This is a genomic window from Prevotella multiformis (genome assembly GCF_018127985.1).
Lineage (GTDB): Bacteria > Bacteroidota > Bacteroidia > Bacteroidales > Bacteroidaceae > Prevotella > Prevotella multiformis.
This window is the reverse complement of the sequence record NZ_CP072357.1, coordinates 1,146,286-1,168,178: the sequence shown is the minus strand read 5'-3', so window position 1 is coordinate 1,168,178 and position 21,893 is coordinate 1,146,286. Positions and strand designations below refer to the sequence as shown.

17 protein-coding genes are annotated in these 21,893 nt (G+C 52.4%); 7 read left to right on the top strand and 10 right to left on the bottom strand.

What is annotated here, in order from left to right; all coding sequences use genetic code 11:
• Window positions 1–138: 138 nt before the first annotated feature.
• Together rpsI and rplM are read right to left on the bottom strand one after the other, a co-directional pair.
• Window positions 139–525: a 30S ribosomal protein S9 gene (rpsI, locus tag J4864_RS04740; RefSeq protein ID WP_007367589.1), complete on the bottom strand. Its 387-nt coding sequence runs from the start codon at window positions 523–525 to the stop codon at window positions 139–141.
• An 11-nt stretch (window positions 526–536) separates the two neighbouring features.
• Window positions 537–1,001, bottom strand: coding sequence for a 50S ribosomal protein L13 (gene rplM / locus J4864_RS04735; RefSeq protein ID WP_211813879.1), 465 nt, complete (start codon window positions 999–1,001; stop codon window positions 537–539).
• A 1,098-nt stretch (window positions 1,002–2,099) separates the two neighbouring features.
• Between rplM and J4864_RS04730 the strand changes: the two genes are divergently transcribed.
• From J4864_RS04730 to J4864_RS04705, 6 genes are all read left to right on the top strand, one after another.
• A complete protein-coding gene (locus tag J4864_RS04730; RefSeq protein WP_211813878.1) occupies window positions 2,100–2,612 on the top strand; it encodes a hypothetical protein in 513 nt (170 codons plus the stop codon).
• A gap of 468 nt (window positions 2,613–3,080) precedes the next feature.
• Window positions 3,081–3,419 (top strand): hypothetical protein, encoded by a 339-nt coding sequence (locus J4864_RS04725; RefSeq protein ID WP_007367583.1) that lies wholly within the window; start codon window positions 3,081–3,083, stop codon window positions 3,417–3,419.
• Window positions 3,420–3,633: 214 nt separating this feature from the next.
• Complete coding sequence (locus tag J4864_RS04720) at window positions 3,634–5,790, top strand: TonB-dependent receptor (protein ID WP_211813877.1); 2,157 nt, start codon at window positions 3,634–3,636, stop codon at window positions 5,788–5,790.
• A 196-nt stretch (window positions 5,791–5,986) separates the two neighbouring features.
• Entirely contained in the window at window positions 5,987–6,724 is a 738-nt protein-coding gene (locus J4864_RS04715) for a DUF4625 domain-containing protein (RefSeq protein WP_211813876.1), read from the top strand.
• Window positions 6,725–6,862: 138 nt separating this feature from the next.
• Window positions 6,863–7,330: a DUF4625 domain-containing protein gene (locus J4864_RS04710; RefSeq protein ID WP_211813875.1), complete on the top strand. Its 468-nt coding sequence runs from the start codon at window positions 6,863–6,865 to the stop codon at window positions 7,328–7,330.
• Between the two features lie 115 nt (window positions 7,331–7,445).
• Window positions 7,446–7,907 (top strand): copper resistance protein NlpE N-terminal domain-containing protein, encoded by a 462-nt coding sequence (locus tag J4864_RS04705; protein ID WP_211813874.1) that lies wholly within the window; start codon window positions 7,446–7,448, stop codon window positions 7,905–7,907.
• A gap of 269 nt (window positions 7,908–8,176) precedes the next feature.
• On the opposite strand, the gene J4864_RS04700 is transcribed toward J4864_RS04705, so the two are convergent.
• From J4864_RS04700 to J4864_RS04685, 4 genes are all read right to left on the bottom strand, one after another.
• Complete coding sequence (locus J4864_RS04700; protein WP_211813872.1) at window positions 8,177–9,331, bottom strand: redoxin domain-containing protein; 1,155 nt, start codon at window positions 9,329–9,331, stop codon at window positions 8,177–8,179.
• Window positions 9,332–9,837: 506 nt separating this feature from the next.
• Window positions 9,838–10,767 (bottom strand): tetratricopeptide repeat protein, encoded by a 930-nt coding sequence (locus tag J4864_RS04695; protein WP_040554569.1) that lies wholly within the window; start codon window positions 10,765–10,767, stop codon window positions 9,838–9,840.
• Between the two features lie 99 nt (window positions 10,768–10,866).
• Window positions 10,867–12,627: a RagB/SusD family nutrient uptake outer membrane protein gene (locus tag J4864_RS04690; RefSeq protein WP_007367572.1), complete on the bottom strand. Its 1,761-nt coding sequence runs from the start codon at window positions 12,625–12,627 to the stop codon at window positions 10,867–10,869.
• A 29-nt stretch (window positions 12,628–12,656) separates the two neighbouring features.
• The gene (locus J4864_RS04685; RefSeq protein ID WP_211813871.1) at window positions 12,657–15,845 is read right to left on the bottom strand and encodes a SusC/RagA family TonB-linked outer membrane protein; all 3,189 of its coding nucleotides are present in this window, start codon (window positions 15,843–15,845) and stop codon (window positions 12,657–12,659) included.
• 707 nt (window positions 15,846–16,552) lie between these two features.
• Between J4864_RS04685 and yfcE the strand changes: the two genes are divergently transcribed.
• Window positions 16,553–17,092 (top strand): phosphodiesterase, encoded by a 540-nt coding sequence (gene yfcE / locus J4864_RS04680; RefSeq protein WP_040554566.1) that lies wholly within the window; start codon window positions 16,553–16,555, stop codon window positions 17,090–17,092.
• A gap of 37 nt (window positions 17,093–17,129) precedes the next feature.
• Here the strand turns inward: yfcE and J4864_RS04675 are convergent, their stop codons facing one another.
• The 4 genes from J4864_RS04675 to J4864_RS04660 form a co-directional block, all read right to left on the bottom strand.
• Window positions 17,130–18,158, bottom strand: coding sequence for an acyltransferase family protein (locus tag J4864_RS04675; protein ID WP_211813870.1), 1,029 nt, complete (start codon window positions 18,156–18,158; stop codon window positions 17,130–17,132).
• 255 nt (window positions 18,159–18,413) lie between these two features.
• Window positions 18,414–18,851, bottom strand: a complete 438-nt coding sequence (locus tag J4864_RS04670) for a hypothetical protein (protein WP_211813869.1) — start codon at window positions 18,849–18,851, stop codon at window positions 18,414–18,416.
• A gap of 705 nt (window positions 18,852–19,556) precedes the next feature.
• Window positions 19,557–20,336 (bottom strand): glycosyltransferase family 2 protein, encoded by a 780-nt coding sequence (locus J4864_RS04665; protein WP_211813868.1) that lies wholly within the window; start codon window positions 20,334–20,336, stop codon window positions 19,557–19,559.
• Complete coding sequence (locus J4864_RS04660; protein ID WP_211813867.1) at window positions 20,333–21,607, bottom strand: glycosyltransferase family 4 protein; 1,275 nt, start codon at window positions 21,605–21,607, stop codon at window positions 20,333–20,335. Before J4864_RS04660 ends, J4864_RS04665 begins: the two co-directional genes overlap by 4 nt.
• Window positions 21,608–21,893 lie beyond the last annotated feature (286 nt).

The window sequence follows — 21,893 nt, the reverse complement described above, 5'->3', positions numbered from 1 at the left end:
TGCTCAATGCTCAATGCTCAAAGTTCAATGCTCAATGTTCAAAGTTCAATGCTCAATGTTCAAAGTTCAATGCTCAATGTTCAAAGTTCAATGCTCAAAGTTTAAACCTCAAACCTCAAACCTCAAACCTCAAACCATTTATCGCTTGCTGAACTGGAAGTGAGCGCGGGCCTTCGGCTGACCTGGCTTCTTGCGCTCGACCTTGCGGCTGTCGCGTGTCAGGAATCCGTGGTCTTTCAGGTTCTTCTTGTCTTCAGCGTTGATCTTGACCAGTGCGCGGGCGATGGCGAGACGCAGAGCCTGACTCTGTCCTGTGAAGCCGCCGCCGTCGAGGTTGGCCTTGATGTCGTACTGCCCTTCTACACCGAGCAACTGCAGTGGCTGTTTAACCACGTACTGCAGGATAGCTGATGGGAAGAATTCAGTTAAGTCTTTCTTGTTGATAGTGATCTTGCCGGTACCTTCAGAGAGGTAAACGCGTGCTACTGCGCTCTTGCGGCGACCGATTGCATTTATTACTTCCATCTTTCTCCTTATTATTTATACTGGTTAATATCAATTGCCTTTGGCTTCTGTGCCTCGAGACCGTTGAGCTCTGTTCCTTCGATGACATAGAGGTTGTCCAGCAGGTGACGACCCAGAATGCCCTTCGGCAGCATACCCTTTACGGCGTGGCGGATCATCTTGTCGATGCCGTTCTTGCGCTTGCGGAGCTCGGCAGGGGTGTTGAAGCGCTGGCCGCCCGGGTAACCAGTATAACGTGTGTAGACCTTGTCTGTCTCCTTCTTGCCGGAGAATACAACCTTGGCTGCATTGATAATGATTACGTTGTCGCCACAGTCTACGTGTGGAGTGAAAGTCGGCTTGTACTTTCCGCGAAGCAGCTTGGCTACTTTAGAGCAAAGGCGACCTACAATCTGATCGCTGGCATCGATGACGACCCACTCTTTCTTAGCTGTTTCCTTGTTGACGGAAATAGTCTTGTAACTTAAAGTGTCCATTCTGAAAAATTAATAATTTTACTACTAAAAAACGTTTTCTTTCTACGACCGTGCTTGTCCTAACCATGCTGCCCGGCCAAAGACAGCACTATTAACACGAACCGTACGGGGCTCTAAGTGTACCCACAATAATAATCGGACTGCAAAGGTACTTATTTCCGACCTTATATTATAAGGGTGATGTTTTCCGCACCCGTTATTTACGATTATTTAACTAATGCGATGCGCACATCCCCCGGCCGTCAGGCAGCAGACCCTTTGCCGGCCGTCGGGTCTCGGATGAATCTGCCGCTTCAGTCCGTTCTGTTCTGTCAGACGGGGAACGTCCCATGCCGCATTCGCTTCCATGCCGTCCCGGCCTGACAGGAAGGGTGAAAGTTCTTTACATTTGCAGTCGCCCTGACGGTATTTTTCCGGGGTGGAAACAGCCGTCAGAACCGTTGGAGAAGGCAGGCTGCATCGCAACCGGGCACTGACCGCCTTCCAATCAACGCCTGATGACGTTCCAATCAACGCCTGTCAACGTCCCAACTAACGCCTGTTAAGGCCGCAATCAGGCACCTTTTCAAAAGGTGCTCGTAGAAGTCTGGATAACAGCTGGTTGCGGACTGGAAAAGATAAGGTGCATCGGCCTGTCCCGCTGAATATACCCGGCATCCCGCAGATGTGTGTAATGGGCTGTCTTGCCGGTGTTGATTATGGTAAATAATCAGGACAGAACAAGAACGGAACCATCCTGCCTTGTACAGCAGCAGTGTGTCTGTATGCACTGTGGATAGCAACATAGAAGAGAATGTGGGTCGCAAGAACGCCCTTCTGTATTAAAATAAATTAAAAAGCAACACGTTGTATTGCATATAGGAAGCAAATCGCTATATTTGCAATAATAAGTCTTTTAAACAATAATTATATTGTGTGTTTTTCGATGAATTTAATAGTTGACGTGCTGAAAAGACGGTCGGCTTTTGTGTCGGGGATACGGCTATATCCTTGTCGCCGGTGCCAATACGGCCGCCTATGTCCATGCGAAGGTCTGGATGGCAAGATCGATTGAGGTTGTAAGAACAGACAACGGAACCATTTAAATGAGATATTATTATGAGAAAGAAGCAAACACTTATTTTCGCACTGCTGACAGTATTCTCTTCTCTCTGTCATGCACAGACCACCAGGTTTGCCATGACGCTGGGCACTGACCTGGGACTTGCCGGCAAGAACTACAGGATCGTCACGCCCAACGTCTCTGCGACTTATGACCTGACACCCAAGCTGTCGGTAGGAGCGAGGGTGGAAGACGCCATCACCCTGGCAAAGATACAAGGTGTCAAGACCTACGACTACCTTGCGACGCTTGGCGGACAGGTAAGCTATGACGCATTCCGCATCCTCACGATGATAAACGTGCAGCCTCGCCTCATCGTCGGCCACACGATCGGCGGCGGGCACGACAGAGGCTATATGTACTGTCAAGGCGGTATCTACCTGAAAGCTGACAGGAAGAACGGCGTGATGTCGGAAATCGGTTTCGGCATCCGCCACAACAATTACCGCGGAGACCTGTACAAGGACAAGACCTCCTTCTTCGTTTCTTACGGTTTCGTGCTGCGATAAAGAACATGGAGCGTTTCCTGCAATTGTGGAAAGCGTCTCTGTCATCTTTTCCGCACGCTCCCTAAAGTGACGGGAAAGAGACCGTGTTGAATTGGAAAGCAGAAAGTCCGGCCGGCAGCTGTTCCCTTCGGAGAGCATTGCCCGGCCGGACTTTCCTGGTTTATATCTGTTGATGAACAGCACTGATGAAGGATGGGGCCTGCCGATGCTGCGAGTCTCTGCGCTGTGCCGGCCTGCCGGCCGTATCATCCCGGAGCATCATCCTGTCGGCAACGACACGGACAAAGGGCGGAAACAACAGTGTCAGTATCCGGTGCGGCCCTATGTTCTGTCCCGGGAAAGGCTGAGGACTGCGGGGCAGGGAAGGCTGTACCCGCTTGTGTTAATTATATCAAAAAGCAGCCACCATTATTTGCTTTGTGGGAAAATAATAAATATCTTTGCCAAGAAGTAAAAAGGATTTTGTAAATGACCAGGCAGAACCGGAAAACAAGACATACGCTTATAGCGTGGCTGCTGTTGGCACTTTTCATGCTGCCGATGGTTGTCAAGTCTGTACACGTATGCCAGGTGGAGACGGAGCTTTCCGCCGGTCATCAGACTTCCGGACAGCACAGCCAGAGCCACAATGCCGGCAGCTGTGCCATCTGTCATTTTGCCTTTTTCAATTACATGAGAGCTACGGACATCCGGCTGGATGCGGTAGCTGTCATCTTCTTCGGCTTCCTCTTCCTTTCCGCTGTCACACCTTATCGGCGTCCGGAGGTTGAAGTCACGAGTCTCCGTGCTCCTCCTGCCGACTTTTAGAAGACAATTCCCATATCGAGGAATCGTCTGACGCGGATGCAGTCAAAGGAGCTATGGCGGTGTAGTGTGTCCTTACAGAAAGGAATGCCATGCCGTATCCACACCATGGAACCATGCCGCTGCACCACGTCATCAGCTTGTCGCACAGCCGTCTATGTGCCTGTGACAAGCATACAGATCCATCATTTCATCAAGAAATCATAAACACATGGTAATGAATAAGGCTATTGGAGCTTTTGTTCTTTCGTCTGTGTGTGCGGTTGCCAGCGCAGGCAATCATCTGTCAGCAGCAGTTCCCCAGCAGAAAGGGAATGATGTCGACAGCAGTATTGTCATGCAGGACGTAACCGTACTGGGCAACAGGCAGAAAGACCTTCAAATGCGTTCGTCCGTCAATACCATCAGCATTGACAGGCAGTTTCTTCAGAACAACTTCGCGGGCAGTCTCATGCAGACGCTCAGCGGCATCCCCGGCGTAAAGGCGATGAACATCGGCTCCGGGCAGTCGAAGCCGACGATACGCGGCCTGGGCTTCAACCGCATGGTTGTAACAGAGGACGGCATCAAACACGAGGGGCAGCAGTGGGGCGACGACCACGGTCTGGAAATAGACCAGTTTGCCATCGACCGCATCGAAGTGACCAAAGGACCGGCCGCCCTGCTTTACGGCTCGGATGCCATCGGAGGGGTCATCAGCCTGTACGGTAACTACATCCCGACTGCGAAGTTCCAGGGAAGCGCATCGCTGTTCATGCGCAGCAACAACGAGTCGGTCGGTCTGTCAGCCCGTCTGCAGGGTGCCGGAGACCATTTCTACTGGAAAGCCAGCGGGACATTCATCGACTATGCCGACTACGAAGTCCCCACGGGCAGCATCCAGTACTATTCCTACGACATTCCGCTGCATGACCGCCGGCTCCGCAACACGGCCGGCTTTGAACGCGACGGGAGCATGACGCTCGGTTACAGAAGCCACAACTTCCATACGGAACTGAAGCTGTCGGATGCGTACAGCAAGAGCGGCTTCTTTGCCAACGCACACGGACTGGAGGTGAGACTGTCGGACATCGACTACGACAGGTCGCGCCGGGACATCGACCTTCCTTACCAGAGTGTGAACCATCTGAGGGTCATGAGCCACACGGTCTACGAACAGGGAAGTCTTGCTTTGGAAGCCGACCTCGCCTATCAGAACAACCATCGCAAGGAACTTTCCGAACCGGTGTCGCATGGCTATATGCCGGTTCCGCCCGGCAGCCTGGAACGTGAGTTCAAGAAGGACACCTATACAGCCAACCTCATTGCACGGCTGTCTCTGGGAAGCAGGCATACACTCACCGCAGGCTTCAACGGCGAGTACCAGCACAACCGCCGTTCAGGCTGGGGCTTTATCATGCCGGACTTCGAGACGGCATCATTCGGTACATACGCTTTCGACCGGTTCACGGTCAGGAAAGACCTGATACTGAATGCCGGCGTACGGTACGACCACGTCAGGACAAGCATCCACAGCTACAGAGACTGGTTCAAAACGCCCGTCAGCGCCACCGACTCCGTCTTCAAGGAACGTTCGGAGGATCTCCGCCGTTCGTTCAACAGCCTCACGTGGTCGGCCGGCGTGAACTATACTGTCGGCCAGTGGATTCTGAAGGCGAACGTCGGAAAGAGCTTCCGTGTCCCGATTCCGAAGGAACTGGGCACTGACGGCGTCAATTACCACATCTTCAGATATGAAAAGGGGAATCCTGGTCTGAACCCGGAAGAATCCTACCAGCTGGACGCAGGCATCCACTGGGGGAATGACAGGGTGACGGTTCAGTTCGACCCGTACCTCAATTATTTCCCGAACTACATCTACATGAATCCGACTCCCGACTACTACGAGGGGCTGCAGTGGTATTATTACACGCAGAGCCGTGTCATCCGCTGTGGCTTCGAGCTGCAGACAGACTGGAAGATACTCCCCTCTCTGGATGCGGAACTGAAAGGTGAATATCTCTATGCCGAACAGCTGTCTGGAGAAAAGAAAGGGTACACGCTCCCCTTCTCGACCCCCTGGTCGGCGGATGTCACCCTGAAATACGGATTCTGCCGGAAGAAAGCCGGTAATGAAGGCTTCGTGGCACTCAACCTGCACGTCACCGGCAGACAGAACCGCATCGTTCCGCCGGAGAAGCCGACATCAGGTTACTACACCATCAACCTCAATGCAGGAAAAGACTTTGCCTTCGGGGACAGGAAACTGCGCCTGACCCTCAATGCGGAGAACCTCCTCAACCGCAAATACTACGACCACACGAGTTTCTACCGGCTCATCGACGTGCCGGAACCGGGACGCAACGTGGCGTTGATGGCGACCTTCGAGTTCTGATGCATACGATTCCCGGAAGTGGAACAAGATATAACACTTGATCTTGCAAACCGACCTGAGACTGTCGGGGAATCATCATGGTGGACGGGGCACATCGCTCCTGTCACTGTGATGTCCTCACAGCCCAGACAAAACGAAACGAACAGTGAACTTATATTCAAACCAAGGCGGAAGCCTTCAAAAAACAAATCAAACAATGAAAAAGCTACTTTTTACGGGTGCTATGGCACTCCTGAGTGTGATTGCACTGGCATTTACGTCGTGCAGTAACGATGATGACGATCTGTTACAGAGCAACATCGAGTTCAAGAACGTGGAGTTCGGACACAAGAACAGCAAGACGGGCACGATCGGCGATGACCTTCATCTGGAATGCGACATCAAATCAGGCTCAAAGATACAGTCCGTTGAGGTCGTACTTTCCAAGGACGGGAAGAACGTCATCAAGAAGACCTACACCGACAGCAAGTACGTCGGCGTGCTGAACACCCGGTTCCACGAGCACATCGACCTCCCCGAGACACTCGCCGAGGGCAAGTACCAGTGCTTCATCATCGTCAAGAATGAGGAGAAAAAGATTGACTTTGTCAGTGCGGAAATCACGTTGAAGAAGAAAGCCGTCGACCCCAAAGCACCGAAGATAGCCAATCTCAAGGTAGACAAGATGGAGAGTACGGTGAACGGAAAGGTCACTTTCACGGCCGACATAGAGACGGTCGCCAAAGTGAAAGAGATTGAAATCGAGTTCCACGGTGACAAAGAGACGGAAATAGAAGTGGACGATCTCAATGGGAAAACGGGCAAGCTGACCTTCAAAAAGGAGGTGACGATTCCCGCTGAATGCAAGGCCGGAAAGTATCACATCCACTTCACTGTGAAGGATGCAGAGGGTCGCGAGACGACAGAAGAGATCGAAGGCTTCACGATCAAGTAACCGACAAGAAAACAACCACACAGCGTAGGAAGATGCGTCAGACGGACCAGCCGGCGGCCTGGCGCATCCTCGTCAGCCTCCGCTCCAGCCCATGAACAGCTGCCCCCGGCAGCTTCCTACGCAATAAACGAACAAACGATGAAGAAGATTCTATTCAGTCTGGCAGCCGCAGCAGCACTGCTCCTCACGGCCGCCTGTGGCAACGATGACATGGCAGATGATATGCCTGTCATCACCGATGAGGGCATCACCGCCAACCCGGTCGACTGCCAGGTGTACAACCGAGGGGACAAGATTCCTTTCCGTTACCGCTTTACCGACAACGAAGAACTGGGCAACTACAACATCGAGATACACAACAATTTCGACCATCACACCCACGGTACGCAGGCCTCATCGTGCAGCCTGGACCCTAAGAAGAAGGCGGTGCAGCCCTGGATCTACAATCAGGACTACAAGATTCCGCATGGCTTGAAGGCCTACGATGCCAGCCAGGACATACAGATTCCGGAGGACATCGACCCCGGCGACTACCATTTCATGATCCGCCTGACCGACAAGAAAGGCAACCAGCAGCTCCGGGCCATGGCGATAAAGATAAAATAAAACCGATGCAATAAAGACGAAATAAAGGTTAAAACATTCTTGTTTTTAAATTCAAATGTAATATCTTTGCACCTCGGGAGTTAAATAAGCATTTACAAGCTAAAACAGTATAATTATGAAAAAAATCATGTTAATGGTAGCTGCCTGCGCAGCTATGGTAGCCTGCAACAATGGCAAGACTACTGCAAACAACGAGAGCAAGGACAGTGCACAGGACTCTTCCGTAGCAGCTGACTCGGCTGTTTACGAGGGCATGACCCCTGCTGCCGACGTTGCCGGCATCAAGTACCGTGTCGCACTCGCACAGGATTCTACAAACGGTTTCAGCGTGTCAGAGTCTTACATGAAGTCGGACACTGAGGCTGATACCACCTACAACTATACAGGCAAGTACCAGATTGTCAAGAAGGATGTAAAGGGCAAGAGTAACACTTACTATCAGTTCGAGCTGGGCAAGGACAACAAGACCAACTTCCTCGTCGTGAACGACTCGACGCTCCGTCTTGTCAGCTCCGACTTCGAGGAGCCGGCTGTCAACTCGAAGGACATGAACTATGACCTGAAGCTGAAGAAGTAAACAACAGCCGGTCTGAATCCGGCCGGAACACAAAAAGACAAAAGGCCTGCACAGGGTTTCACACCCTGCACAGGCCTTTTGTCGTTCCATGCAGCAGATTTCTGACAGCCTGCACCGGCAAAGTCGGCAACCGGAGCGACACGCTTCATCCCCTCCGGCAGCCTGTCCCCATGTATTATATACCACGGGGCGTAAAAGCGAGCGGGCGGGATGCGATCATGAGTTCGTCCGCTCATGTTTCCTCCGGGGGGACAGTACGGCAAGCCGTATTACAGCAGTTTCGCTATCTCCTCGTCAAGATTCCTGATCTGCGAAGGATTCTTCACGATGTTGTTGCCGCGGTCGATAAGATAGATGATCGGGAACGCCTGTGCCGGAGCGGTATATGCCTGGCTGATGCCCGTGTCGTCATAGACGTTGATCCAGGGAAGACTGGCCACCTGCTCCTTCCAGAAGTGTGCGTTGTTGTCCAGCGAGACCATGTAGATTTCCAGTCCGCGGTCGTGATACTTGTTATAGAGGTCACGCATCTTCATGATGTATTCCGTCGAGCCCTTGGCGGCAAAGACATGGAAGTCGAGCAGTACGACATGGCCCTTCAGGTCTGTCAGATGACGTTCCAGACCATGGTTGTCACGCAGCGGAAGGTCTACTACTCCCAGCTCCTTGGCCTCCAGTTCCACCGGTCTGTTCTGTGCCTTCACGATGCGTTCGTCTTTCATCCCCTTGATCGTGATGTTGTGCAGGTTCTGCGTACGTTCGGTACCGGGATAATAGGTGTCCCAGCTCGTTGCAACGGCACCGAACACCTTGTTGTCGTTCGCGTCCTTGGCAGGATCGAAGATCAGACGGGCCTGGTTGCCGACGGCAATGTACTGGAAGAGGGCAAAATAGCTGTAAGCCCGCATAGGCTCCCTGAAGATATAGTTTCGTGACACGTCCCGCTTGTAGTCGGTCAGCATCACGTTGATGATCGAGTCGGCCAGTTCGGGACGTTCGGCAAGAATCGTCTGGCAACGCGCCTGCAGGCCGATCTGCTTCAGAGCCAGTTCCTTTATCTTCTCATTCTCGTAGGAATCCTTCACGGTGTAATCGGTAGCCATCTGCGGATAGGAGGCCTTCACCTCGACCGTCTCCGTCGAATCGATGCCGATGTTGATGATCTGTCCTGCTATACGCAGCCGGTAGAACTCGGGATTGTCCATCTTGTCACCAGCAAACGAGAAATTCCCCTTTTCATCGAGCTTGACAGAATCGACGGTCGAGAATCCGTCCAGTCCGTTGTGTTCAAAATAGAGCACAGAGTCCTTGGCATTTGCGACGGAACCCGTCACGTGGAACTGTTCTCCTGTACAGCCTGTCAGTACCGCCAGTCCTGCAGCCACTGCTCCAGCCGCCAGTATTCTTCCGATAGAATGCTTCATTGCCTGATAGATATTACTTTTTTGTTTATATGCTTTGTGCAAAGGTAACGTAAATTGATAAAACTGCAAAGCAAATGTCTCCAAATATCGCTGCGAGGCCGGCAAACTGCCGGTGTTTTTCACTGCCGGTCCTGTCGGATTCTGTTTTGTCAGGCTATCGGAAATGGGCGGAAGAGGACGGGAAAGGCTGTCGGATCATGCGGTCTCCATGCACCTTCTCTCTGTCAGGGCATTCGCCTCGGGTAGTCGTGTGGGCCTCTCATGCAAGGGACGGTCGCCTGAAGGAGCATCTGTCCAGGGTAATCTTTAGACTCTGCCTTGAACGGACAGAAGTCTCTGCAGGTTCTGTTTATGCAAATGGCTCCGTATCGGCTGTCAATGAGCGGCACATCCTGAAAAGCCTTTGTAAAGATGTTTTGCAGAGAAGCCGGACGTGCAGCCGGAGGGGGCACCTGCCGAACAGCCGGTGAGAACATGGAAGAGGGAAGAGAGGTGCGGCATGGGGACTACCGCATGAGTTCGCGGAGGACCGTCTCCTGCTCCCTGTAAAAGCTCTTCTCATCGATGTCTGACACGGGGGCGACCTCCGCCAGGCTGGCTGCGAGGTTCTGCATCTCCCATGTGATGGAATACCCTAACTGCCTGCGCATGGCGAGGCACTTGTCCAGTTCGTAACGGGCGCGGGCCTTGTCTCTGCCGAACAGCAGGCCGGCGAGGGTGAACCGCATACGCTGCCGGAACTTCTCTTCACGTTGTGCGGAGATGGCTTTGCACAGCAGGGCGATCTTATAGCGTTCGTCATCGACGAGCTCGGACAGTTCGTGGAAGAGGTAGGACTGCCGGTGCTTGCTGATGAGGTGCATGTAGATGTTGACGGCCTTGTCCTTCTTGCCCATGATCCGGTAGATCATCGCCTTGTAACGCTGGTTGTTCATGTTGTAAGGACTGTGTTTCAGTGCCTCGGCCAGAATGGGGGCGGCCTTCAGCGCCATGTCGACCGTCGGCTTGCCCTCTACTTCCTTGAACACTTTGCCGACGACACGCATCCCGATGGAGGGAACGGGATGTCCGTTGCTCTCTCCTCTTGTCCAGTCCTCCTCCGTCAGTCGGGTGATGTCCCACTGCGTGATGAAGTCGAGCATAGAGAAAGCCGGGTGATGGTCGAAGACGAGCAGGGCGGCTCGCATCATGGCATTCTGCCCCTTCAGGTCCTTGTCGTCCATGGTAGGGTAGAGTCTCACCAGACTCCTGAATATCTTATATGCTTCCTCCAGTCTGCGTTGCTGGAACCGGAGTCTCATCATGTCCACACCCACCCAGAACATGGCAATCGTGGTATAGTGCCCCTTGTGTGCGGCATACATGGGCAGGATGGCTGCGTATGCTTCTTCGGTCCGTCCTTGTTTCCGCAGTTCAAAGATGTCTTTTATCTCCATAATATCCATGATAAAGAAAACAGACCCCGAAGCCGGGACACGATGCTCGTCTTCAGGGTCTGTCTTTGTTTATGGTCTATCTGTCAATTTCCTAAATGATTACTGGTTGGTCACCGTAAGGCTGCCGGAAGTGTCCGGATTCGGTTTGCAGGCAACGTTCTTCTGCGATTCATATTCAAGGATAAAGAAGTTCATCCATGGGCAGACATAACCGGGCTTGGAATTGATCTGTGCAATCGGCTCGTAGTTTGTGTTGTCTTTTCGTCGAACCTGTAATGCAAGGCGCTTGTAGTCGAAGTAAGTAATCCCCTCTCCCCAGAATTCTATGCGTTTCTGGATCATCAATTCCTTGACGAACTCGTCCATTGTCGTGGCGTTGGCCTGATAGGAGTTGTCTGTGTAGCGATAGGTGTTGACAAACGAGTTGAGGGCGGCGACACCGGCTGCTACGCCATCGAGATGTGCCGTACACTCCATGTCAATGAACTTCATCTCCTCTACACGCATCAGCGGAAGGCTGATGAATTGACCTGCATAAGGATCTACCCTGTTGCCATTTGCCGGTCGGAATTTCGTGTTCACGTAAGCAGGAAGTTCTTTCCATTCTTCCTCGTTCAGCAAGGAGCATGGTACCTTATGCCCTGCTATTGTGAGAGAGTCGTATTGCTTGTATCCCTCGTGCGTCCCTGCTGCATCGGGAGCGACCCATGAATAACGGCGCCAGTCGCCTTGTCCGATCTGACCGTAAAGCCAGCTCCCTATCATGCGATAGGCTCCATAGGCACGTGTCAGCCCCCAGTCAGTCTCAGTTGTCACCGTACTTGTGAAGGTGTAGTACATATAGGTAAGCTCCTCTCGGGTACTATAGCCGAGGCACCACATCCAAGCCTGGTTAGGTGTGTTGAAGCCTTTCTTAGGGTCATGCCATTCTGTTTCTGTGACAGGGCTGTAACCATTTGATGCTAAACGCGCATAGCTGCGTGCTTTCTCGTAGCATTCACGAGCTGTTCTCACACCCAATTTGTCGTATGTAATGCTTGTGGAGTCTTCGGCTGCTACTGCGTTTTTTAGGTCGTCAGTTGATTTGTCAAAACGTGTGGCCAGTTCCAGCCATAGGCGTGCCTTCATTCCATAAATTACATTGAGGTCAGGCATTTTCTTATTAGGTCGAGTATAGTCCTTCAGATACTCTTCCGCATGATTCAGATCGGTCAGGATAAATCGGTACATCGTATAGAAAGGAGCGCGTGGGTTGTGGCGTTGCATCTCTTTGGTTGTCTTCTCTGTAACGATAGGCACGGTAAGCCCCCATATCTTGTCCTTTTCTGCCTTATCGTCCAGACTTGCGATACCTGTCTTCTTGAATTCAAACTGACGTGCTATATCCAGATAGGCCATTGCACGGTAAGCCAGGGCTATTCCCAGATAGTTCTTAGAAGTCTGGGAAGCCGTGGCAGGGTCAATCACACTTGTCACATTGTTGCAGGTTGCTATGAGGCTGTAATAATAATCGTAAGTATAATAGGCCTTGTAACGTGAGTCATTTCCGTTCTCGACAGCCGGCCAATAGCTGTAACTGCTGTTGTAGACGGGAATGTCGGAACCGAGGATTTCCCGATAGAACATCTGGCACGGGTAACCCCAATCGTTCAAGGGCAAGGCTCCGTCACCCCAAGAACCGAACTTGATCATATAAGAAACGATGCCGTTCAGCAAACCCTGCTGAGAGGAGGTCAGGTCTTTTACTTGTTTGGAGGTCAGTGTTGATGATGGGTCGACAGAGTCTATGCATCCTCCAAGTCCCGAGATTACTGCAAGCATGACCAGTGACATGAAGTAATTTAATATACGGTGTTTCATACTTCTTTGATTTTTAGTTGATGTTGATCTTAGAAAGTTAGCTTTAAGCCTGCTGAAACGGTACGTGTTGGACTGTAATCAGCTGTGCTGCTGCTTCCGTAGAAAGAGCCGCGAGGGTCAAATCCTTTCCGCTTGCTCCAGTAGTACACATTGTCTGCCGCCAGATAAACACGGATACCGGTCAGTCCTATGCGCTGAACCCAGTTGTCAGGCAGTGTATAGCCGAAGTTGATGCTTTGTAAAGTCAGGTAACTTCCACTGACCAGGAATCTGTCACTTACAGACACGGAATTCGGGTCATTGTATTGCCAGCGGGGGATATCACTTGTAGGGTTGTCCGTTGACCAGGCTTTCCGTGCGTCCTTGTGGATTGCACAGCCGCCAGATGTTCCAATAGGAACTCCCATCAGACTCGCATAACCATAGTCGTAAGCTTTTCCACCGATAGAGTAGCTGAAGGAAACGGAGAGGTCGAGTCCGTATGCGCTTAGTGTCGTCCCGAAACCGCCATAAAGGTCTGGATGAGGACTCCCGCAGTTGTAATAGGTTGCGTTTCCATATACATCTGTTTTCTGCAAGTTCCCGTCATTGTCAGTATAGTACCACATTGATTTCCCTTCCTCTGACAGTCCCGCATAACGGCGGATATACCATGTGTAAAGAGGAAGTCCCTCGGCATAGAGCCTATCTCCTGAAACATAACCTGGATGTCCGTCAACAACCAAGTCGGCCTTGAGCTCATCTGCGAGTTTGGCAATTTTATTCTTATAGGTTGTAGCGTTCACGTTGACATCCCAGCTGATGTTCTTTTTCTTCAGGACGGTTGCGGAGAGATCCACCTCCAGTCCCTTGTTCACCATGTCACCGATGTTGTCGTAGGAACCCTTGTAGCCTGCCGAATTCGGGGCTTCAACGAAGCAGAGCATGTCTGTTGTTTTCTTGTAGAAATACTCGACGCTTCCACGTAGACGGCTGTTGAAAAGCTCGAAATCGAAACCGATGTTGAAATTGTTGTTGGTTTCCCAGGTGATATCAGGATTGCCTTTTTCGTTCAGTACAAGAGCGACTTTACCATTGTTGTTCACGATGGAATAAGTATCAATATAGTGGAAGTCGCCGATGTTGTCATTGCCCTGCTGTCCGAAAGAGGCTTTCAGCTTAAGCATGTTCAGCCAGCGGAGTGACTTCATGAATTTTTCTTTTGTGATGATCCATGCACCGCCAAGAGAGTAGAAGTTGCCCCATCGATGGTCCGGATCAAAGCGGCTTGACGCATCACGCCTGTAAGAGATACTGCCGAAGTATTTCTGGTCGTAATCGTACTGTCCTCGGCCAAAGAATCCTTCTGATTCGTATGCGCTGTTTCCGCTTTCTCCAGTCTTGTCCAGCTTGATGGCTCCCGCCAGCGTCTGATTGGTAAAGTAAGATGCCATGCCCGTTTTTGTACCAAACAAGTTCTCGTAACGACTGCGATAGAATTCGTGTCCCAAGAGTATTTCCATATGATGGTGTCCGAAATCATGGTGGTAGTTGACAAGCTGCTGGAAGTTGTAAGAGTATGTCTGGTCACTTGACCTTGACACGAAACCTGTCGGGTAGGCTGTGCGGCTATAACCATAAAATGGCTGTGTCGCATCTGTCCCGCGTGAGTCGTAGCTCGTAAGCGTCCCGTTGAGTGTGATTTTCAGATCGTTAATCGGCATAATGTCAGCGTATCCGAAGAAAGAATACATGTTGTTTTTACTACTGTTTGTATTCAAACTGTTCTCCTGCAAAGGATTGTTGTTTGGCAAGATGGGGCGTGCATATCCTATCAAAGATCCGTCTCCGTAATCATACATCTGTCCGTTCTCGTCGGTCATGATGTTGCCGGCACCATCACGGATAAATGCCGGGTAGATGGGAGCCATGTTGTTGATCTGATAGAAAAGACCGTTGTCGTCAGAACTAATAGAATGGTACTTTGTACGACTGAAGTTTACGTTTGTACCTACGCGCAGCCACTTGAGTGCCTCATAGTCGGCTTTGGCACGTACCGTTATTCGATTAAAGTCCGAATTATAGGCAATGCCCTCATTGTTCAGATATCCTAAAGAAAGATAGTATTGCATCTTCTCACTTCCGCCGGTCAGGCTGATGTCATACTGTTTTCGTGCACCGTGCCGGAATCCCAGTCGCTCCCAGTTGTCAGGGGTCACCATGTACTCTTTCCCATTGTAGTTGAAGATATGCCCCAGTGTTGCATGCGGATTGATGCGGCCGTCGGCCCCGATAAGGTATTCTCCGTTGGGGATTGTGAAGATCTGATAGCCCAATCCGCCTTCATTTGGTGGTGATAGAAGCTGCTTGTTGGCCTCCACCATAGCCTGTGCAGGTGTCAGTCCAAGTCCGTTGAGCTGGTAGTTATACAGTGCCTTGTAATAATACTCATAGTATTCTGCGGGGTCGCTGATGGTCTCGTAGTCACGCTTGATGCGGGTGTTGGCACCCCATTTCATGTCGACCGTGATGCGGGCATTGCCTGCCTGCGCGCGTTTGGTCGTCACCATGATGACGCCGTTGGCGCCGCGTGCGCCGTAGAGTGCCGTCGAGGAGGCATCCTTCAGCACCGTCACGGAGGCCACGTCGGCAGGGTTGATGTTGTTCCATCCGCCGTCGTAGGGCGCACCGTCCACGATGATCAGCGGGCTCTGTCCGGCGCTGATGCTGCTGAAACCGCGCACACGGATGGCGGGTGTCGCTCCCGGCTCACCGCTGTTGTCTATGATCTGTACGCCGGCCGCTTCACCTTTCAGACTGCTCATCACGTTGTTCAGCTGCTTTTGCTCCATCTTCTTCGAGTCTACGATGGCGGCGGACCCTGTAAAGGCGGAACGTTTCTGTTCTCCGAAGGCCGTTACGATGATTTCGTCCAGGGTGGAGTTGTCATTGACCAGCGTCACTTTCATTTCGGGTTTGGCAATGCCCGAAAAGGTTTTCATGCCGACATAGCTGATTTCCATCTTCGATCCCGGCTTCACATTGCCCAGTGTGAAATGGCCGTCAGCATCGGTCACGGTTATCAACTTGCTGTCGCCCGCAATCTGCACAGTCGCTCCGATGACGGTCTCGCCCGTCTCGTCGACGACGACGCCCTTGGAGGTAAACAACTGCTGGGCGAAGCTGACAATGGCTGACAGCATGAACAAGGAACATAAAACGAGTCTTTTCATATTCATAAGGCAGGTCCTTTATGTTATTATCATGTTAGGTTGTAAGTAATAGACTTCTATGGCGCAAATATAGCTAAAAGTTTTAAACAAACAAATTAAATCAGGTGTTTTCTTTAAAAAAATATATATATCCCTATTTTGACTACGGAACAACATTGCAGAAAAGGCGGCTTTTGTTTCCAATATCATGTTAAATCGCTGTCCGGCTGGCAGTTTCCGTATGAGCCTGCCGCCGGCTGCCTGCCGAATCTGTGACAAGGACCGGGACAGATCCGTTCCACTGCCTTCTGCTGATGAGAAGGTGCCTGACACAAATCGTGCTGTTGGTGGTCGCCCGTCTTGCTGAGGCCTGACACGCATACAACAGCCGCCGGTACGGAAGCCGCCTGTCGTGAAAGAGGCGCTGTCCGGCCGATGCCGGCATGGCTTTTCGGATGAAGCCGGTGGGCTGGCTTTTCCTAAAACAAAAAGGAACAGCCAGTTGAAAGGAGATCACGCATGGGAATCCATGCGGTTCTGGTCTTGCCGGACGGCAGCCGTTGTTTTACCGGGGAAAGATGGCCGGCGGGGCACATGAAAGGAGGAGCCCGGATGCTCTGCCGGTCAGGAGGAGGATGTCCTGTGTCCTGCCCGACGGCAATATGTCTGCGGCTGTCAAGGATATATGGGAAAATAGCCGTACCTTTGCCGGCATAACCAATAACCATAGCATAATGAAATATCTGTTGGTATCAGACATCCATGGCAGTCTGCCCGCACTTGAGAAGGTACTTCGGTTCTACGACCGTGAACATTGTGACATGCTCTGTATTCTCGGAGACATCCTGAACTACGGTCCGCGCAACTCCATTCCGGAGGGTATCGATGCCAAAGGGATTGTGGAAGCCCTGAACAGGCGGGCCGGCAGCATTGTGGCTGTAAGGGGGAACTGTGATGCGGAGGTCGACCAGATGCTGCTGGATTTCCCGATGATGGCGGACTATCTGCTGCTGGTCGACGAGGGCAGGAGACTTTTCCTGACCCACGGACATATATATAATAAGGTGTCGATGCCGAAAGGCAGCATTGATGCAATCGTCTACGGACATACGCACCTGTGGGAACTTACGCGCCAAGACCGTACGCTTGTCTGCAATCTCGGTTCCATCACTTTTCCCAAAGGCGGGAATGTCCCTACTTTCATGGTCTATGAGCACGGTGTCTTCACCGCCTATACGCTGGACGGGGAGGTGCTGGCGCAGGAGAGTCTGTAAGGTCGCCGTCGCCAGGCGGTGAAGGATCCGTCACCGCCTACCGGTTAAGTCCGTTTTTCCCAAAGAACAGTCTTGAAACGCCTGTCGCGTCCATCATCCAGGTTATTCCGAACGATCCGGCCATGGCAAAACCTACACTGACGGCGAGAAAAAGCATCCCCGTAGGCTCTGCACGGAGCAGCAGGGGCTGGTAGTACTTGGCGAGAATCGTAAAGACGGGAGAGAAGAGCAGGAGGGGAAAGGTGTTTCGTCCGATGAAGAGCATCAGGCGTTTCAGCCCCTGTGGAATCCTGCGTGAATAGATCCACAGCAGTGAGCAGATGACGAGGTAGACGATGCAGGCACCCCAGAATGTTTCCTTGTGGTAATGGCCGGGGTCGAGACACACTGTGGCCAGCAGCGGCAGAGTCCACCAGCTGACAGGGAAGGCACGGCGGAAGTCGCCCACCATCTGCCGGACGGCAGCCCCTGCGAAGAAATAAGCGGCATTGGCGGTCGAGAGCAGTCCGCAGCCATGGGAGAGCAGCCAGAGGAAAAGGGCAAGGAGAACGAAGCGCCCCGTCAGCATCTGGTTCTCCAGGCTTATCAGCCTTTCGGGGATGAGCGGTTTCCCCGTTCCGGCTGTCCGGACGGATCTTCCCCTCGGTTTCCTGAAAGCCACGTAATAACATGCTCCGCACAGCATCAGTGTATGCAGGTACCAGTAAGGGCCTGTCGGATGAAGGAAAATGTGGTCGATGAGCAGTCCTGGGGTCAGGTGGTCGATGTGCTCGCGGATAGGCAGCAGCGATGCCATTACGGTGTAGCCGGTCTCCATCACGGAATAGGGAATGAATATCCACAGCAGTGTCTTCCCCAAGGCCGCCCAGGGTTTGCTGACATTGAACAGATAGCCTGATACCAGCAGAAACCCCGGCATGTGGAAGGTATAGACCAGTTGTTTGGCGACAGGGTAGGTGTTTCCGATATAGACAAGATGGAAGGCGATCATCAGGGTGATGAACGCACATTTCAGGAAGTCCAGCTCCTCTATCCTCGGTTTAGCTTTCTGCATTTGGATAATCATGCCGGCAAAGGTATGAAATTGACCGGAAACGGCAAAGGCTGTGTGTGATAAAATAAGGAGGAAGGGCAGGGCATGGGATTGAAAACCATATCCTCAAGGAACACAGTCCCCTGCCGTGCGGCATTTGTTCCTTGTACCGTCGGTGCTGGAAGCACCGGAGAAAGCCGTCCCCGGGCTGTAGGGAGGATGCCTTCTTTCCCCTGTGTGCCGGACCCGGATATGCGGGAAAAGCCTTTCCGGGCAGTAAGGAGCGTGTTATTTGTGACTGGTACTGTCGGACTTGAAGGAGTCGGAGATGCCTTTCCCGAGTTTCTTGAAGAACTTTTTGCCCCCTTCGCCTATCTTGCGGGTGATCTCTCCCATGGTCTTGACTTCACGCTTCACCACCTGTCCTACGCCTCGTGAGACGGATTGCAGCCCTTGTCTTACCTCCATTTCACCGGAATCCTTGCGGGCCGTCTGCCGGGGTGCAGTGCTGGCGGTGACACGCTGGCTGCCGGCTGGCTGCCGACCTGCCGTGCCGGACACGGTCTCTGTCCGTGAACTGTTCCGGGCTTCTTTCTGCAGTGCTTTCTTGTGTGCCCTGACGAGTCTCGGGGATGCTCCTGCGATGCCGCTGTACTCTGTCTGGGCTGCTGCCGACAGGCACAGCATCGACAGGACAACCAGCATTTTCATTCTGATAGCTTTCATTGTCATTTCTTTGTTGTACGGATGAAAAACGCCCGATGACCGGGAATATTGCCGTCCTTAACAATCGATAGGACGTATTAAAGCCCTTTAAAAGCTTCTTCCGTTAAATGCGTAGATGGGGAATAGAATAATGGCTTATGCACCTGCATGGCATGACTGTCCGAAATCAGATGGTCTTCAAAAGAGGACAAACTGCAAGATAAGATGCTGAAAAGGCGCATTGATGCGATGCCTGTCCATCAGCCTGTCTTTCCGTCTTTTACAGACGACCTGTTCCCATATCATCGGTGTCTGTAAACTGTTTTCATGCGATCCAAGCTGACACATGCTCTTCTGGCTTCTGACAGATGCCTGATTGACTTGCAACAGGTGCTCTTTCGGCGTGTTACCAACGCCCTTTTGAGGTCCAATCAAGCACCTTTTGCGAACGGCTCAATAACCAATTGATTAACTGCCGGTTACAGACCTGCTTTTTGCACGTGTTCTTTTTGTTTGCAGATGATTTGTTTGCAATTATGTAATGACTTTTCAAAATCCCATCTGTATTCTCAACGTATTCAAATGAAAAGGGATTTGTATCGGAGGATGAAAATAGAATGGAAAGTTGACGCTCTTGGCTATATTTTCGTCGGTTCTTCCGTTAAAGCTATGCGAAAAGCATCCACGTCTTTAACGGAAGAACCCTTTGGAACAGGCAGGTATGTCCTATCTGACAAGACTCCGGAGGGCAAACCACGCATGGAGGAACAAGGTCTGGAGAAGTCCGTAATGCCGCCGCATCACATCGAAACGCTCCCGGAGCGACTCCTTGTGGTGGAGGGTCGTCTGTCCCTCCTGCACGTAATCGGCCACGACGGCATGGATGTTGCGCAGCAGCAGTCCGCGCCGTTCCCCCTCTTTCATCACCCGGATGCACCAGTCTACGTCTGCTGAATAGCGGTAGCCGGTGTCATACGGCAGCGACCGGGCGATGTCCGTGCGGGCGTAGAACGCCTGATGGCACACCAGCATGCCGTAGCGGAAGGAACGCCAGGTGAGGCGTTCGGGCGGACTGAGCCGGCGATGGCAGAGGAAGTTGCCCTTCTCGTCGATGATGTCCGTATCGCCGAAGAGGACGGCAGGATGCTCTTCGCCGTCGCCCACCACGGCAGCCAGCACCACGCGGTCGAGCGTGTCGGCGGCAGGGAAGCGGTCGCCGGCGTTCAGGAAGACGACATAGTCGCCTGTCGCCAGCCGCAGTCCCTTGTTCATCGCATCGTAGAGCCCGTTGTCCGGTTCGCTCTGGATGCGCACTACATGTTCGTTGTCGGTTTCGGCAGACTGCTGCCGATAGCTTTCGGCAACCTGCACCGTTTCATCCGTCGAGGCTCCGTCAATGATGAGATGCTCTACATGAGGATAGTCCTGCATGAGTACGCTGTCGAGTGTCGCCTGCAGCACCGGGGCCGCATTGTAGGTTATCGTGACAACAGAGAATGTGATCATAGACAGAAATTCTTATAGGCCATCGCCTCGTTATACACTTCCAGGTACTGTCTGGCAACGCTCCGCTGCGAATAGCTGTGCAGCACTTTCGCCACGGCCGCTTCTGAGAGAGCCTTATAGTCGGCCTCGTCCAGCACCCAGCGGATGCCTTTTGCCAGGTCGGCGGCATCACGTTCCGCCGCCACGTAGCCGTTCTTCCTGTGGTCGATCATTTCGGGTATGCCCCCGACTGCGAAGCCCACGCACGGTACCCCGCACGCCATGGCCTCCATGATGGTATTGGGGAGGTTGTCTTCGAGCGACGGAAGGACGAATACATCAGCGGCATTGTAGACGTCCCGGATGCGCTGCTGGTCGCTCACGTAGCCGATGGGATAGACCGGCAGTGCCAGTTTCCCCTCCAGTTCCTCGGCGTGTCCGCCGAGGATGGCGATGCCGGTATGTCCTTTCATCTCCGGATGCTCTTCCGCCATCCGGGCGACCGCCTCCACGAAATAGTCCATTCCCTTGCGCTGGTCCGTCACACGCTGTGAGACGAAGAGCACGAGGCGTCTGTCGTCGGGGAGGTGCAGCCGCTTCCGGGCCGCCTGCTTGTCCTGTGGCTGGAAGAAGTGACTGTCGATCGGGTTGGGGATGTCCCTGACGCTGATGCCGCGCAGGAGTCCGCTCCGTTTCGCCTGCCGGGAGAGCCACTGGCTGCAGGTGACGAACCAGATGTTGCCGTGACTGAGCATTTCCTTCTTGCGTTTCCACACCTTTGCCGACAGGTCGTGCGGGCTGCCGCCGCCGGGCAGCAGCGGGCAGTTGCCGCATCCGTTCTCGTAGCGGCAGCAGCCGTGGGCATAATGGCAGATGCCGGCTGCCGGCCAGAGGTCGTGCATCGTCCACACCACCGGCTTGCCCGAGCACAGGATCTTGCGGATGTTCTTCAGGGAGAGCATGCCCTGGTTGATCCAGGAGAGATGTATGATGTCGGCCTCCTTGAACTCCCTCAGCTTCGTGATGTCGCTCCCTGCGTTGGCGATGTCTATCTCGAAGAGGTGTTCCCGTGAGAAGTGCAGGTGGCAGAACACGCAGAACCGTTCCCAGAGCAGGTGCCGCTGGTTCTGCCATTCGTGGCCGAGACTGACCACGGTGATGTCGTCCGTCAGCTTGTCACGCACCAGCATCTTCGCCTTCACGCCGTTGTTGTTCAGCGCATCCTTGAGCCGGTTGGCGGCAACGGCCGCCCCGCCTGTCTTCTCACTGGTATTTACTATCAGTATTCTCATTGGCGTATCGTTTGCAGCAAAGTTACAAGAAAAGCGATAAACAGACAAGAAAAGTAACAAAATATTGGTTGTTTGCGTACGCAATGAGTTGATTTGCGTCAAGAATGATGCGGTGTTCAGGGATTTCTCCGGTGAAAAGTTGTGTGAAGACAGAAATCTCTCTACCTTTGCATCGTCAAAAGGTTAATAGATTGTTTAGGTTAGTAGTAATAGATTTAGGTTTTTAGTTATTTTATTAAGGTAAAAGTTTAACGATTGATCTGGGATGATAAAGGCGGCCGTGAGG

What these genes read in the sequence shown, in the direction of transcription:
- rpsI (WP_007367589.1), bottom strand. Translation starts at nt 525, where the DNA reads ATGGAAGTAATAAATGCAATCGGTCGCCGCAAGAGCGCAGTAGCACGC.
- rplM (WP_211813879.1), bottom strand. Translation starts at nt 1,001, where the DNA reads ATGGACACTTTAAGTTACAAGACTATTTCCGTCAACAAGGAAACAGCT.
- J4864_RS04730 (WP_211813878.1), top strand. Translation starts at nt 2,100, where the DNA reads ATGAGAAAGAAGCAAACACTTATTTTCGCACTGCTGACAGTATTCTCT.
- J4864_RS04725 (WP_007367583.1), top strand. Translation starts at nt 3,081, where the DNA reads ATGACCAGGCAGAACCGGAAAACAAGACATACGCTTATAGCGTGGCTG.
- J4864_RS04720 (WP_211813877.1), top strand. Translation starts at nt 3,634, where the DNA reads ATGAATAAGGCTATTGGAGCTTTTGTTCTTTCGTCTGTGTGTGCGGTT.
- J4864_RS04715 (WP_211813876.1), top strand. Translation starts at nt 5,987, where the DNA reads ATGAAAAAGCTACTTTTTACGGGTGCTATGGCACTCCTGAGTGTGATT.
- J4864_RS04710 (WP_211813875.1), top strand. Translation starts at nt 6,863, where the DNA reads ATGAAGAAGATTCTATTCAGTCTGGCAGCCGCAGCAGCACTGCTCCTC.
- J4864_RS04705 (WP_211813874.1), top strand. Translation starts at nt 7,446, where the DNA reads ATGAAAAAAATCATGTTAATGGTAGCTGCCTGCGCAGCTATGGTAGCC.
- J4864_RS04700 (WP_211813872.1), bottom strand. Translation starts at nt 9,331, where the DNA reads ATGAAGCATTCTATCGGAAGAATACTGGCGGCTGGAGCAGTGGCTGCA.
- J4864_RS04695 (WP_040554569.1), bottom strand. Translation starts at nt 10,767, where the DNA reads ATGGAGATAAAAGACATCTTTGAACTGCGGAAACAAGGACGGACCGAA.
- J4864_RS04690 (WP_007367572.1), bottom strand. Translation starts at nt 12,627, where the DNA reads ATGAAACACCGTATATTAAATTACTTCATGTCACTGGTCATGCTTGCA.
- J4864_RS04685 (WP_211813871.1), bottom strand. Translation starts at nt 15,845, where the DNA reads ATGAATATGAAAAGACTCGTTTTATGTTCCTTGTTCATGCTGTCAGCC.
- yfcE (WP_040554566.1), top strand. Translation starts at nt 16,553, where the DNA reads ATGAAATATCTGTTGGTATCAGACATCCATGGCAGTCTGCCCGCACTT.
- J4864_RS04675 (WP_211813870.1), bottom strand. Translation starts at nt 18,158, where the DNA reads ATGATTATCCAAATGCAGAAAGCTAAACCGAGGATAGAGGAGCTGGAC.
- J4864_RS04670 (WP_211813869.1), bottom strand. Translation starts at nt 18,851, where the DNA reads ATGAAAGCTATCAGAATGAAAATGCTGGTTGTCCTGTCGATGCTGTGC.
- J4864_RS04665 (WP_211813868.1), bottom strand. Translation starts at nt 20,336, where the DNA reads ATGATCACATTCTCTGTTGTCACGATAACCTACAATGCGGCCCCGGTG.
- J4864_RS04660 (WP_211813867.1), bottom strand. Translation starts at nt 21,607, where the DNA reads ATGAGAATACTGATAGTAAATACCAGTGAGAAGACAGGCGGGGCGGCC.